At 63.5% G+C, this 12,945-nt stretch carries 11 protein-coding genes, 1 other RNA gene and 1 pseudogene; 11 read left to right on the top strand and 2 right to left on the bottom strand.

From position 1 onward, the window contains the following. Positions 1 to 16: 16 nt before the first annotated feature. Positions 17 to 3,649 carry a hydantoinase B/oxoprolinase family protein gene (locus tag FJ419_RS28670; RefSeq protein ID WP_140700603.1) on the bottom strand — a complete coding sequence of 1,211 codons (3,633 nt, stop codon included), beginning with the start codon at positions 3,647 to 3,649 and terminating at the stop codon, positions 17 to 19. Between the two features lie 175 nt (positions 3,650 to 3,824). Here FJ419_RS28670 and FJ419_RS28665 point away from each other — a divergent pair, with 175 nt between their 5' ends. The 7 genes and pseudogenes from FJ419_RS28665 (at position 3,825) to FJ419_RS31335 (ending at position 7,812) form a co-directional block, all read left to right on the top strand. Continuing rightward, complete coding sequence (locus FJ419_RS28665; RefSeq protein ID WP_140700602.1) at positions 3,825 to 4,040, top strand: hypothetical protein; 216 nt, start codon at positions 3,825 to 3,827, stop codon at positions 4,038 to 4,040. A gap of 134 nt (positions 4,041 to 4,174) precedes the next feature. Continuing rightward, on the top strand, positions 4,175 to 4,894 hold the full coding sequence (locus tag FJ419_RS28660) for a DnaJ family molecular chaperone (RefSeq protein ID WP_140544480.1): 720 nt from the start codon (positions 4,175 to 4,177) through the stop codon (positions 4,892 to 4,894). Then, complete coding sequence (locus tag FJ419_RS28655; RefSeq protein ID WP_140700601.1) at positions 4,891 to 5,658, top strand: N-acetylmuramoyl-L-alanine amidase; 768 nt, start codon at positions 4,891 to 4,893, stop codon at positions 5,656 to 5,658. Before FJ419_RS28660 ends, FJ419_RS28655 begins: the two co-directional genes overlap by 4 nt. Before the next feature lie 185 nt (positions 5,659 to 5,843). Beyond that, positions 5,844 to 6,554, top strand: a complete 711-nt coding sequence (locus tag FJ419_RS28650) for a lytic transglycosylase domain-containing protein (RefSeq protein ID WP_140700600.1) — start codon at positions 5,844 to 5,846, stop codon at positions 6,552 to 6,554. 135 nt (positions 6,555 to 6,689) lie between these two features. After that, an RNA gene (rnpB, locus tag FJ419_RS28645) (RNase P RNA component class A) lies at positions 6,690 to 7,086 on the top strand. A 156-nt stretch (positions 7,087 to 7,242) separates the two neighbouring features. After that, positions 7,243 to 7,527 (top strand): annotated as a pseudogene (locus tag FJ419_RS28640) (type II toxin-antitoxin system ParD family antitoxin). Positions 7,528 to 7,638: 111 nt separating this feature from the next. Further along, positions 7,639 to 7,812 (top strand): type II toxin-antitoxin system RelE/ParE family toxin, encoded by a 174-nt coding sequence (locus FJ419_RS31335; protein WP_246679418.1) that lies wholly within the window; start codon positions 7,639 to 7,641, stop codon positions 7,810 to 7,812. A 9-nt stretch (positions 7,813 to 7,821) separates the two neighbouring features. Here FJ419_RS31335 and FJ419_RS28630 read toward each other — a convergent pair whose 3' ends face one another. Next, the gene (locus tag FJ419_RS28630; protein ID WP_140700599.1) at positions 7,822 to 8,937 is read right to left on the bottom strand and encodes a cystathionine gamma-lyase; all 1,116 of its coding nucleotides are present in this window, start codon (positions 8,935 to 8,937) and stop codon (positions 7,822 to 7,824) included. Between the two features lie 388 nt (positions 8,938 to 9,325). Here FJ419_RS28630 and mraZ point away from each other — a divergent pair, with 388 nt between their 5' ends. The 4 genes from mraZ to FJ419_RS28610 are packed head-to-tail and all read left to right on the top strand — an operon-like array spanning position 9,326 to position 12,915. Continuing rightward, positions 9,326 to 9,784 carry a division/cell wall cluster transcriptional repressor MraZ gene (mraZ, locus tag FJ419_RS28625; RefSeq protein WP_140700630.1) on the top strand — a complete coding sequence of 153 codons (459 nt, stop codon included), beginning with the start codon at positions 9,326 to 9,328 and terminating at the stop codon, positions 9,782 to 9,784. Continuing rightward, the gene (gene rsmH / locus FJ419_RS28620; RefSeq protein ID WP_140700598.1) at positions 9,781 to 10,797 is read left to right on the top strand and encodes a 16S rRNA (cytosine(1402)-N(4))-methyltransferase RsmH; all 1,017 of its coding nucleotides are present in this window, start codon (positions 9,781 to 9,783) and stop codon (positions 10,795 to 10,797) included. The genes mraZ and rsmH overlap by 4 nt, the downstream gene beginning before the upstream one ends. A gap of 4 nt (positions 10,798 to 10,801) precedes the next feature. Then, positions 10,802 to 11,197: a hypothetical protein gene (locus tag FJ419_RS28615; RefSeq protein WP_140700597.1), complete on the top strand. Its 396-nt coding sequence runs from the start codon at positions 10,802 to 10,804 to the stop codon at positions 11,195 to 11,197. Next, on the top strand, positions 11,194 to 12,915 hold the full coding sequence (locus FJ419_RS28610) for a penicillin-binding protein 2 (RefSeq protein WP_140700596.1): 1,722 nt from the start codon (positions 11,194 to 11,196) through the stop codon (positions 12,913 to 12,915). The genes FJ419_RS28615 and FJ419_RS28610 overlap by 4 nt, the downstream gene beginning before the upstream one ends. Positions 12,916 to 12,945: the final 30 nt, after the last annotated feature.

Here is a 12,945-nt window from a genome sequence, read left to right as displayed (position 1 = left end):
AGGTTGGCGCCAATTGCTACACTTTGCCGAACGCTCCCGGCGTCGGCGTGGTGACGATGACGGCCTCGCCGGCGTCGAGCGTGGTCTGGTCGCAAGCCTTCAGGACGTCGACCGAGCCGTCATTGCGCCTGACCCTGGTCGAGCCCGCCTCGCCGTCACCGCCGCCGTCGAGGCCCTGGGGCGGGCGATTGCGGTGCGAGGACAGGATCGCGCATTCCATCCTTTCGAGGAAGCGGATCGTACGCCTGGTGCCGTCGCCGGCATTCCACTTGCCCTTGCCGCCGGAACCCTCGCGGATATGGAAGTCTTCCAGCACGACGGGGAAGCGCAGTTCCAGCACCTCAGGGTCGGTAAGGCGCGAATTGGTCATATGGGTATGGACGCCGGAGGTGCCGGCGAAGCCGCGCCCGGAATTCATCCGGCCGGCCGGCGAACCGGAGCAGATCGTCTCGTAATACTGATATTTCTTGTTGCCGAAGGTGAGATTGTTCATGGTGCCTTGGGCGTTGGCCATCGCGCCCATCGCGCCGAACAGCGCGTTGGTGACATGCTGCGAGGTCTCGACATTGCCGGCGACGACGGCGGCGGGATAGGACGGCTTGAGCATGCAACCATCCGGAATAACGATGTTGATCGGCCTCAGGCAGCCGGCGTTCATCGGGATCATGTCCTCGACCATGACGCGGAAGGCATAGAGCACCGCGGCGCGGGCGACGGGCTCCGGCGCGTTGAAGTTGTTCTTCATGACAGGCGACGTGCCGGTGAAATCGACGGTCGCCTCGCGCTTTTGCCGATCGACGGTGATCTTCACCCTGATCACCTGGCCGGTGTCGGTGGGATATTCGTAAGCCGCGCTGTCGGGAAGCCGCTCGATCACGCGGCGCACGCTCTCGGCGGCATTGTCCTGGACATGGCCCATATAGGCCTCGACCACGTCGAGCCCGAAATGCACGACCATCTTGCGCAGCTCCGCCACACCCTTTTCGTTGGCGGCGATCTGCGCCTTCAAGTCGGCGATGTTCTGGACGGGATTGCGGGCCGGATAAGGATGGTCGGTCAGCAGCGTCTCCAGCTCCTTCTCGCGGAAGCGGCCGTGATCGACGATGCGGAAATTGTCGAACAGCACGCCTTCCTCGTCGACCGTTGTCGCAAGCGGCGTCATCGAGCCCGGCGCGGTGCCGCCGACATCGGCGTGATGGCCGCGCGAGGCCGCCCAGAACAGGATTTCCTTGCGGGCGTCGTCAAACACCGGCGTCACCACGGTGATGTCGGGCAAATGCGTGCCGCCATTATATGGCGCGTTGAGCGCGAAAACGTCGCCGGGATGGATATCGCCGGAGTTCAGGCGGATGATTGTCTCCACCGAACGGTCCATTGAACCCAGATGCACCGGCATATGCGGCGCGTTGGCGACCAGCGCGCCATGGCGGTCGAACACGGCGCAGGAGAAGTCGAGCCGTTCCTTGATGTTGACCGAATAGGCGGTGTTCTGCAGCGTCACACCCATCTGTTCGGCGATCGACATGAAGAGGTTGTTGAAGACCTCCAGCATCACCGGATCGGCCTCGGTGCCGAGTGCCGCGGCACGCGCCTTTCTTTCTGTCCGGCGTATCACGACGTGATTGAGACCGGTGATTTCCGCGCGCCAGCCCGGCTCGACGACGATGGTCTGGTTCGGCTCGATGATAAGCGCGGGCCCGGCGACCGTGTGGGACGGCCGCAGGCCTTCGCGGCGATAGACGCCGGCCGCGTGCCAGCGGCCTTCGGTGTAGATGCGCCGGCTTTCCAAAGGTTTGGCGTCAATTCCTGCCGGTCCGGCGGGCGCTGGGGCTTCAGCCTTGTCCTGTCTGGCGGCTTCCATGCCTTCGACGGCGACGGTCTCGACGACGATCGGCTTATCGTCATAGACGAAACCGAACTGCGCCTTGTGAGCGGCCTCGAAATCGCTTCTGGCGCGGAAGATCGAGCCATGCTCGAAATTCACCGGCAGCGCCGTATCGGTGCCGTCATAGCGGATATGCAGGACAGGCCTCGTTGAAACCGCGTCCCCGGCAATGCCTTGCTCGCCGAGCTCGGCAATGACGTCGCCGCGCAGTGCCGCGATGAGTGCCTCGATCGCCGCGCGGGATTCTTCGGCAAGCGGCTGCAGCAGACCCTGTTGGCGCGAGGCGAAGACCGACGAGAGGCCGATGCCGTAAGCCGAGAGAAGACCGGAGAAGGGATGGATGAGCACCGCTTCCATGCCGAGCGCATCGGCGACCAGGCAGGCGTGCTGGCCGCCGGCGCCGCCAAAACAGTTCAAAAGATATTCGGTGACGTCATAGCCGCGCTGCACCGAGATCTTCTTGATGGCGTTGGCCATGTTCTCGACGGCGATGGTGACAAAGCCTTCGGCGACCGCTTCGGGCGTCCGGCCGTCGCCGATTTCGGCGGCAAGCGCCGCGAATTTTTCGCCAACCGTGCCGATGTCGAGCGTTTGGTCTTGGCCCGCGCCGAAAATCGCCGGAAAGAAATCGGGCTGCAATTTGCCGAGCATGACATTGGCATCGGTGACGGCGAGCGGGCCGCCGCGGCGGTAGGCGGCAGGCCCGGGATTGGCGCCGGCGGAATCCGGGCCGACGCGGAAGCGGCCCGCCTCATAGTGCAGGATCGAGCCGCCGCCGGCGGCGACGGTGTGGATGCGCATCATCGGCGCGCGGATGCGCACGCCGGCGACCTCGGTGTCAAAGGCGCGCTCATATTCGCCGTCATAATGGGCGACGTCGGTCGAGGTGCCGCCCATATCGAAGCCGATGACCTTTTCGAAGCCGGCGAGCTTCGCCGTCTCGACCATGCCGACGACGCCACCCGCCGGTCCCGAAAGCAGCGCGTCCTTGCCCTGGAACATGTCGGCGGCGGTGAGGCCGCCCGACGACATCATGAACATCAGGCGCGGGCCGGCGCCCAACTCCCCGGCCACCCGCTGCACATAGCGCGACAGGATCGGCGACAGATAGGCGTCGACCACGGTGGTGTCGCCGCGGCCGACCAGCTTGATGAGCGGAGAGACCTCGTGAGACACCGAGATCTGGCTGAAGCCGATCTTGCGGCAGACTTTCGCCACGGCCTTTTCGTGGTCCGGGTATTTCCAGGCGTGCATGAAGACAATGGCGACCGCGTCGATGCCGTCGGCCTTCGCCTGCTCGATCGCCGGGCGGCAGGCCGCGATGTCGAGCAGGCGCTCGACGCAGCCGTCGGCGCGCACGCGTTCATTGACCTCGATCACCCGCTCGTAGAGCTGCTCCGGCAGGATGATCTCCTTGGCGAAGATATCCGGCCTTGCCTGATATGCGATGCGCAAAGCGTCGCGGAACCCCTTGGTGATGAGCAGCAGCACACGGTCGCCCTTGCGCTCGAGCAGCGCATTGGTGGCAACGGTCGTGCCCATTTTGACGTCGCCTATCGCGTCGGCGGAGATGGCGGCGCCGGCTTTCAAACCCAACAGGTCGCGGATGCCCTGGATGGCGGCATCCGCATACGCCTCGGGATTTTCGGACAGAAGTTTTCGGGGGTGCAGCCGGCCTCGCGGATCACGGCCGATGATATCGGTGAAAGTGCCGCCGCGGTCGACCCAAAAGTCCCATTTCCCAGTTCCCACGGCTGCCGGCATTCTGCTTATCCATAATCTCTTTGGGCGTATGTTGTGTTAGTTCGGGATTTCGGCGCCAGCAATCGCAAGTTGATGTTACACGTGGAAATGCAACGTTACGAAACCGGCAGCTGGCTGATGCATTTCCCCTGCGACCGCTCACCGAAATGTGAGCGTCTGTTGAAGGAGAGATAGCATGAAGAAGCTCATTCTGGCGTCTGTTTCGGCGCTCGCCCTGCTGGGGGTCGCGGCTTGCAGCAACAGTGGCACCGGCACTGACAACACCACCACCCAGAGCACCAATCCGCCGCCGGCCAACGAACAGCCGATGAAACCGGCTTCGCCCGACGCTTCGAAGCCTGCTGAACCGGCTCCGGCAACAAAACCGGCTCCTACCGCGCCTGCGCAGTAAGGGCCGTCCCACAATATCGAAGAAGGCCGGCACTGCCGGCCTCCTTTTTTGCGCCGTCGATCCCACGCATCGCCGGTCAACTGCGGCATCGTCCCGGCTTGATAGAACCGCCCGGTTCGCACTATGAAGCCGACATGTCGATTTGGGACCGCCTTGGCGACTTCATCGCTCGTGTTTCGTCGTCGGCGTCCACGGGCGTCGCGGACGTCGTTGAAGCTGTGCGCACCGTGTTTTCCGGCGATCCGGACTTGCGCCGGCGCGTTGCGTTCTCGGTGGCGATGATCGCGCTCTCGGCCAAGATGGCCAAGGCCGACGGCATCGTCACGCAGGACGAGGTGCGCGCCTTCCAGGAAATCTTCGAGGTGCCGCCGAGCGAGACGCGCAACGTGGCGCGGCTTTACGACATCGCCAAGCAGGACGTCGCCGGGTTCGAGACCTACGCCCGGCGCATGGCGCAACTCTGCGGTTCCGGCCATGCCAACTGCATGATGCTGGAAGACATACTCGACGGCCTATTCCATATCGCCAAGGCTGACGGCCTGATTCATGAGCGGGAAGGGCAGTTCCTGCATCGGATCGCGGAGATTTTCCGGATCGATGAGGCGCATTACGAGACGATCCTGTCGCGGCACGTCAATCTCGGCGCCGCCGATCCTTACGTCGTACTGGGCATCGAGCGCGGCAAGCCGTTCGAGGAAATCAGGAAGCGCTACCGCAAGCTGATCTCGGACAATCACCCCGACAGGTTGATCGCACGCGGCCTGCCGCAGGAATTCATCAAGATCGCCACGACCAGGGTCGCGGCGATCAATGCCGCGTATGAGATGATCGAGCGGGGCCTCAGGCACGCATGAGCGGTTTCCTGCCCGACCAGCCAGGTGCCGAGGTCCGGGTGTCGCCGAATTTCGGTCCGCGCCGCGAGACGCTGCGGCCTGACATGATCGTGCTGCACTATACCGGCATGGCAACCGGCGCCGGCGCCGAGGCGTGGCTGTGCGATCCGGCAAGCGAAGTGTCCTCGCATTATCTTGTTCATGAGGACGGCCGCGTCGTCCAGATGGTGCGCGAGAGCGATCGCGCCTGGCATGCCGGCAAGAGCTCCTGGCTCGGGCGCACCGACATCAACTCCTGCTCGGTCGGCATCGAGATCGTCAATCCCGGGCATTCACTGGGCTACAAGGCCTTCCCGAGGCGGCAGATCGATGCCGTGATCGATCTGTGCGTGGGCATCGTGGGCCGTTATTCCATCCCCGCGACGAGGGTGCTTGCCCATTCCGACGTGGCGCCGGGCCGCAAGGTCGACCCGGGCGAAAAATTTCCGTGGAAGGCGCTGTTCGCGGCCGGTATCGGTCACCTCGTACCGGCGGCGCCGATAAAACCGGGCGCCGCGTTGAAGGCCGGCGACACCGGCTCCGATGTCGAGGCGCTGCAGTCGATGCTGGCGCTCTATGGCTATGGTATTGAGATATCGGGTATTTACGACCGGCAGACGGAAATCGCGGTTGCGGCGTTCCAGCGGCATTTCCGGCGGCGGCTGGTGGATGGCGTGGCCGACAATTCGACGATCCGCACGCTGCAGAGGCTCCTGACTTCCGTCACGGCAGCCTCTGCCAAATAGTCGCGATAAGGTCATTAAATTACAACCTGTTATTTAAAGTGAATTGCGCCGCCTTCATTGCCGCCAATTCCGCCGCCAAATGCCTCTCCCGCAAGTTGTTGGACGTCTAGCCTCCCTGATGCTCCGATGTTGAATTGACACAACTGCGTGAAGTTCTTCGCGCGGTTCTAACAGAACAGGATTACATGCAGAAATTGACCGTTGTAGCGGCAGCCGTTGCTGCCGGAGTAATGAGCTTTGCCTTCAGTCCGGCAAACAGCGCCCCCTTAAGCCTCAGGGCAGACAATGGCCTCGCCGTCGTCCCAACGACCAAGGCTGCCCCAGCAAGCAAAGCGCCAAAGATCAAGAGAGCTCCGGCTAAGGTGCAGAAGGCCGCCGCGACCAGGACGGCGAAATCGACAGCCAAGCGCGCCAAACGCGCCAAGCGCGGCAGAAAGACGATCGATCTCACCACGACAGCCTCGATCCCCACGGGCCAGATCGCTCTGGCGACACCCGCCGCGCCCAGCGGCGGCCAGTATTCGTCGATCATTGCCCGCTATGCCGCGAGCTACGGCGTGCCGGTGTCCCTGGCCAAGGCCGTTATCAAGATCGAAAGCAACTACCGGCCGAACCTGGTCGGCAGCGCCGGCGAGATCGGCCTGATGCAGATCAAGCCGGCCACGGCGCGCATGATGGGTTACACCGGTTCGGCCAAGGGGCTGTTCGATCCCGACACCAATATCAAATACGGCATGAAGTACCTCGCCATGGCGCAGGGTCTCGGCGGTGGCACCACCTGCGGCACGATCCTGAAATACAATGCCGGTCACGGCGCGACGCGGATGAATCCGATTTCGGCCGCCTATTGCAGCAAGGTGAAGGTGCAGATGGCAGCGCTGGGTTCGCCGGCCTAAGCTCGTCCGCCGAAGTGGATTTGGGCGACGCGTGTCTGTTTCAGCACGTCGTTGTCCCAAATCGCTGCGCATTTGAGCGACGGCAACAGCTTTTTCGTTTGCGTTTTCAGGCGGGAATCCCTTTATACGCCCTTGTCAGCTGGCCGGGCGGCCGCGCCCGCGCGTGCCGAAAGGTTGCGGGTGAGGAAAGTCCGGGCTCCATGGAGACACGGTGCCGGCTAACGGCCGGCGGGGGCGACCCCAGGGAAAGTGCCACAGAAAGCAAACCGCCGCGGCTTCGGCCACGGCAAGGGTGAAAGGGTGGGGTAAGAGCCCACCGCGCGACTGGCAACAGAAGCGGCAGGGCAAACCCCACCGGGAGCAAAACCGAATAGGGGCGGTACGAGGGGAAACCTTCGAGGGCTGTTTCCGGCCCACCGTCCGGGTAGGTTGCGTGAGGCGCGTGGCAACATGCGCCCAAGATGAATGGCCGCCACGTTCTCGCCGCGAGGCGAGGGCCATACAGAACCCGGCTTACAGGCCAGCTGGCATTTTTCTCGTAGCGATAGCCGAGCGGGATCAGGAGGTTACGCCGACAGGCGAATCTTCCGATTCAAGCATTCTGCAAGACAGCTTCCGCGGCGTGGTCGAACCTATCCTTGAAGCTGGTGCGATTAAATCGTACCATACGGAAGAGCAGGAGTGCGCCATGGGCCAGGTCGATAAACGCAGTATCACGCTTTCACCGGAACTGGCGGCCGCGGTCGACGATGTCGTCGCGGCTGGCGAATACGCCTCGGCCAGCGAGGTGATCCGCGATGCGCTCAGGCAATGGTAGGAGCGGCGCGACTTGTTCGGCTACAGCGTCGAAGAGCTGCGGAAACTGGTGCAGCAGGGGATCGACAGCGGGCCGGCGCTTGACGGCCCGTCGGTCATCGAACGAGCGCGTGCCAAATATCGTAAGATGGCTGAAGCGAAGGGCTTCGAAGAGTGAGATATCGGCTGCTTCCTCAAGCGGCGGTCGATCTCGAAGATATCGGCGACTACATCGCCAGCCATAGTCCGAATGCCGCGGTCCGGTTCGTAGACGACATGGAGAGGAGGCTTGCTCAGCCTGCATCCCTTTTCAGGTGCTCCGCGCGACGATATCGCGCCCGGTATCCGCCATCTGGTGGTTGGCGAATACCTTACGTTGTACCGGGTTGGTCACGATGCGATCGAGATCGTCCGCGTATTACACGGTCGGCGCAAGATCGAAGCGGATGATGTGAATCCGTGACAGGTCTGCTCAGCTTGCAATTTTGTCCAGGGACGCCTCGATCGCCTGCCAGAGTTCCTCGACCGGCTCGCAGCCGACTGCCAGGCGAACGAAGCCCGGCGGAACGGCGTCGCCGCGTTTCGAGCGCCGCTCGGCCGATGTGTGCACACCGCCAAAGGACGTTGCCGATTCAATCAGCGCGCAACCGTCGATGAACGCCTCGGCCTGTTCTTCGGAGGCCAGTTCGAACGAAATCAGAAAGCCGAAGCGCTCCATCTGGGCGCGCGCAAGATTGTGCGAGGCATCGCCCTCGAGCCCGGGAAAGCGCAGGCCGCTGACGGCGCGGTGACCCTTCAGCCGCTGTGCGATGGTTTCGGCCGACGAGCACATGCGGTCGAAGCGTACTTCCAGCGTTTCGAGGCCGCGATGCACCAGCCATGCTTCGAACGGACCGGGAATGCCGCCAGCCGTCTCGCGCCAATCCTTCACCCTGGCGACAATGTCGGAATCGCGACTGGCGACATGGCCGAAGAGAACGTCCGAATGGCCATTGATCGCCTTGGTGTCGGCTGAGACCACGATGTCGGCGTCAAGATCGAGCGGGCGCTGGCCGAAGGGCGTCATCGTCGTGTTGTCGACGATCAGGGTTCCGCCTTGCGCATGGACTGCCTTGGCGACGGCGGCGATGTCGCAAATGTCCAGTCGCGGGTTCGACGGACTTTCGACGAAAACCGCCCGATAGCCGGCGAAACCGCCGTCGAGTATGCTTGCCGTCGGCCGCACATCATAGGCGACGCCGAGCGGTTTCAGGAAACGCTCAGCCAGCGCGCGCGTCGTGTGATAGCCGTCCGACGGCAAGAGGATGCGGTCGCCCGATTTGACGAGCGCGAAGAATGCCGCGGAAATCGCGGCCATTCCCGACGGAAAAATAACGCATTGCGCGTCTTCCAGATGGCCGAGCGCATGCTCGACGGCATGCCAGGTCGGATTGCTGAAGCGGCCATATTGATCGAAGCCCGTCGCGTCGCCCGGCGCGTGGAAAATCGAGGCCATGGTCAGCGGCAAGGGGATGGGATCGCCCTTGGCGAAATCGGCGCTACGCAAATGGGCAAGTGTCGCGGCGCGTGACTTCGCAGTGTCGGACATCGGCTCAATCCTTTGGGCAGAAAACTTCAACCGACGCTATGCGCGCCGGCTGTGCGCGGCAAGCTGCGTCATTTTGGGCCAGAGGGCTCTAAACGCTTCGTTAGGCTTAATAGACGATAAAGACGAGACGTGTCTTCAGCCTGGCTTTGTGGTTGTGGCGCGCGTGTTTGTGATGCCTGTTCCCGTTGACGCCCATAGTGCCCCATGATATCCCATTTAAATCAAGCTTTCGTTCCGCGTCAGGGTGAAGCGTACGCCAATCGGGCAGCCGCGGCGGCTGCGCGTTTGTCGGTTTTCGCCCCGGTGAATGAAGCGATTTGCCGCAAATGCGGCAGGGGCGCGGAGAACAACATGAGGGGTGCAGCGGCAACGGCGGCTGTGGCGTTTATTGGACCGGTTTCTGTCAAATACGGTGAGCAGGATCGATGCGAAGGGACGGGTGTCCGTTCCGGCGCATTTTCGTGCGGTGGTGCAGAAACGCGGTTATTCGGAACTCTACGCGCTGCGCTGCCTGGAACTGCCGGCCATGGATGTCGGTGGGCTCGACCTGCTCGACCGTTACGAGCAGCGGATCGCGCTGGAGGACCCCTTTCTGCAGACGGCGGACGACATGTCGTTCTTTTGCCATGGCGACGGGACATTTCTGAAGCTCGACCAGGACGGCCGCATCACCATGACCGATTTCATCCGCGAGCATACGGGCATCTCGAACGAGGTGGCCTTTGTCGGCCGCGGCAATTTCTTTCAGGTCTGGGAGCCGGGACGGCTTGCCGCCTATGGGGCGCAGGCGCGGGCCCGGCTTTTGCAGCTTCGGCAGGGGACGAAGCCCGGGGAGCGATCGGAATGATGGCTGGCCACGGCGATGACCCTCACGCCGTTGGCGGACCGGCCCGTCACATTCCGGTCCTCCTTGCCGAGGTGCTCGACGCGCTTGCGCCGAAGGCCGGCGAGACGATCGTCGACGGGACATTCGGCGCCGGCGGCTACACCAGCGCCATCCTCGATCGCGGCGCCTCCGTCGTCGCCATCGACCGCGATCCGGACGCGATCGCGGCGGGCAGGGCGCTCGAAGGAGAGGCCGGTGGCAGGCTGAGGCTTGTCCAGGCGCCGTTCTCGACGCTGGACGAGCATATCGAGGTCGCCGACGGCGTGGTGCTCGACATCGGTGTTTCTTCCATGCAACTCGACCAGGCGGAGCGGGGCTTTTCCTTTCGCGCCGACGGGCCGCTCGACATGCGCATGGCGCAGGCGGGTCTGTCCGCCGCCGAAGTCGTCAACACCTTCAAGGCGGGCGACCTTGCCCGCATCTTCGGCTTTCTCGGCGAGGAGCGTCATGCCGGCCGCATCGCTCGCATGATCGAGAGCCGTCGCGAGAAGAAGCCCTTCGAACGCACGCTCGATCTCGCCGACGCCATCGAAACCCATATCGGAAGAGGTCCGAAGGACAAGATCCACCCGGCGACACGCGTCTTCCAGGCGCTGCGCATCTTCGTCAATGACGAGCTTGGTGAGCTTGCAAGGGCGCTGCTGGCCGCCGAGCGGGCGCTGAAGCCCGGCGGGCACCTTGCCGTGGTGACATTCCATTCGCTGGAAGACCGCATCGTCAAGCGCTTCATCGCCGACCGCTCCGAAGCGGCCAGCGGCTCGCGGCATTTACCCGATGCGCCCCTGCGCGTCGCGACTTTCCGTAAGGCTGGCGGCGGCGTGACGCCGGGGGAGGCCGAGCTCGACGCCAATCCGCGGGCGCGCTCGGCCAGGCTGCGCGCGGCGATCCGCACCGAGGCGCCTGCGCGCGCCGGCGATTTTTCGATTTTCGGCCTTCCAAAGCTTCCCGCCGTCGAGCGGCCGGGGGAGAGGTGAGCACGTGTTTCGTACCAGCGACATAGTCCTGATCGCCGTCATGGTCTCGGCCGCCGCGCTGACCTACAAGACGAAGCGCGAAGCCGAAGAGCAACAGGCGGCCGTGCAGAAGATCCAGGCGCAGATCCACTACGAGGAAGAGACCATCGATCTCCTCAAGGCGGACTGGAGCCTGCTTACACAGCCGTCGCGGCTGCAGAAGCTTGCCGGTGTCTATAAAAGCCAGCTCGGGCTCGAACCGGTCAACGCGCACCAGATCGGCGGGCTCGACGACATACCCGTGAAACCCGTGACGATCGAAGACCTCTCCTCGCAGCGGCTTGACGGCATGGCCGACAATTCGGGCAAGGAGCCCTCGGACGGCAAGGATCCAGTGGTCACCGGGAGCACCGTTCAATGATCGGTCTTCCAAGGATCGGCGGCCTGCTGACGCGCCGGAAGAGGCAGGCGGAGGACGGCTCGATCGTCGTCGATGCGGCCCGCAAGGCGACTGGCGGCAAGGCAAAGACGCGCATCGTCATGACGATGGCGGTGTTCTTCACCATCTATTCGACCATCGCCGGCAGGCTCGTCTATCTCGGGCTGCAGAATCCCGATCTTTCGGGCGGCCCGGAGAACCGGGTCACTGCATCGCGTCCGGATATCGTCGACCGCAACGGCGAGGTGCTGGCGACCGACATCAAGACGGCGTCGCTGTTTGCCGAGCCGCGCCGAATCGTCGATGCCGACGAAGCGATCGAGAGATTGTCGACCGTGCTGCCGGAGATCGACTACGAGCAGACCTATCGCAAGCTCAAGAGCGGCGCCGGGTTTGTCTGGCTGCAGCGCCAGCTGACGCCGAAGCAGCAGGCCGACATCCTGGCGCTGGGCGTCCCCGGCCTCGGCTTCCGCACCGAAAAGCGCCGCTTCTATCCGAGCGGCGAGACCTCGTCCTATATCGTCGGCCTCACCAACATCGACAACCAGGGCATCTCCGGCATGGAGAAGTATATCGACGAGCAGGGGCTGAGCGACCTACAGGCGTCGGGGCTCGCCGTGGCCAAGGATCTCAAGCCGGTCAAGCTTTCGATCGATCTGCGCGTCCAGCATGTGGTGCGCGACGAGATCGCCGCCGGGCTGGAGCGTTATCGCGCCATCGGCGCCGGCGCCGTCGTGCTGAACATCAAGACCGGCGAAGTGGTCGCCATGGCCTCGGTGCCGGATTTCGATCCGAACAATCCGTACAACGCCCAGGAAAAAGACCGGCTGAACCGCATGTCGGCCGGGCTCTACGAGATGGGCTCGACCTTCAAGAGCTTCACCTCGGCCATGGCGCTCGATTCAGGCAAGGCGACAATGAACAGCCGCTTCGACGCGTCGCATCCGATCCGGGTCGGCCGTCAGGCCATCCACGATTTCCACGGCAAGAACCGCGTGCTGTCGCTGCCGGAAGTGTTCCTCTTTTCGTCCAACATCGGGTCGGCCAGGGAGGCCGAGCTGGTCGGCATCGAGGGGCATCGCGAATTCCTGCACCGCCTCGGCATTCTGGACAGGATGCAGACCGAACTGCCGGAAGTCGCGCGCCCGACCGAACCCAAGGTCTGGAAACAGGTCAACTCGTTCACCATCGCCTTCGGCCACGGCGTGTCGACGACGCCGCTGCAAGCCGCCGTCGGCTGCGCGGCGCTGATGCAGGGCTACCTGATCGAGCCGACATTCCTGGTGCGCAGCGAGCAGGAGGCAATGGCGGTGGCCAAGAAAGTGGTCGGCGACAAGACGGTCGCAGGCATGCGCTACCTCTATACGCTCAACGCCGAGAAGGGCTCGGCCAGAAACGCCCGGGTCCCCGGCTACCGCGTTGGCGGCAAGACCGGAACGGCAGAGAAGGTCATCAACGGCCGCTACTCCAAGGACCTGAATTTCAACACCTTCGTCGCCGCCTTCCCGATGGACGACCCGCAATATCTGGTGTTCACGATCGCCGACGCCCCGCATCCTGAAAAGCCCGGGATGACCGACGTTGCCGCCAACAATGCGGGGGTCATGGCCGGCAACATCATCAGACGCGCGGCCGCCATGCTTGGCGTGAAGCCAGATTTCAGCCATGAAAATGGTGCAACGCTGGTTTCCTATCAGTGATTCTTGGGGCGCGCCGGCAACTGCGCGCTA

Origin of the sequence: Mesorhizobium sp. B2-6-2 (assembly GCF_006440615.1) — a bacterium.
Taxonomy (GTDB): domain Bacteria; phylum Pseudomonadota; class Alphaproteobacteria; order Rhizobiales; family Rhizobiaceae; genus Mesorhizobium.
This window is presented reverse-complemented; position numbering and strand designations above follow the sequence as displayed.

Excerpts from the sequence above, each read along its gene's own strand:
- FJ419_RS28670 (WP_140700603.1), bottom strand. The coding sequence starts at position 3,649 with ATGCCGGCAGCCGTGGGAACTGGGAAATGGGACTTTTGGGTCGACCGC.
- FJ419_RS28665 (WP_140700602.1), top strand. The coding sequence starts at position 3,825 with ATGAAGAAGCTCATTCTGGCGTCTGTTTCGGCGCTCGCCCTGCTGGGG.
- FJ419_RS28660 (WP_140544480.1), top strand. The coding sequence starts at position 4,175 with ATGTCGATTTGGGACCGCCTTGGCGACTTCATCGCTCGTGTTTCGTCG.
- FJ419_RS28655 (WP_140700601.1), top strand. The coding sequence starts at position 4,891 with ATGAGCGGTTTCCTGCCCGACCAGCCAGGTGCCGAGGTCCGGGTGTCG.
- FJ419_RS28650 (WP_140700600.1), top strand. The coding sequence starts at position 5,844 with ATGCAGAAATTGACCGTTGTAGCGGCAGCCGTTGCTGCCGGAGTAATG.
- FJ419_RS28630 (WP_140700599.1), bottom strand. The coding sequence starts at position 8,937 with ATGTCCGACACTGCGAAGTCACGCGCCGCGACACTTGCCCATTTGCGT.
- rsmH (WP_140700598.1), top strand. The coding sequence starts at position 9,781 with ATGATGGCTGGCCACGGCGATGACCCTCACGCCGTTGGCGGACCGGCC.
- FJ419_RS28610 (WP_140700596.1), top strand. The coding sequence starts at position 11,194 with ATGATCGGTCTTCCAAGGATCGGCGGCCTGCTGACGCGCCGGAAGAGG.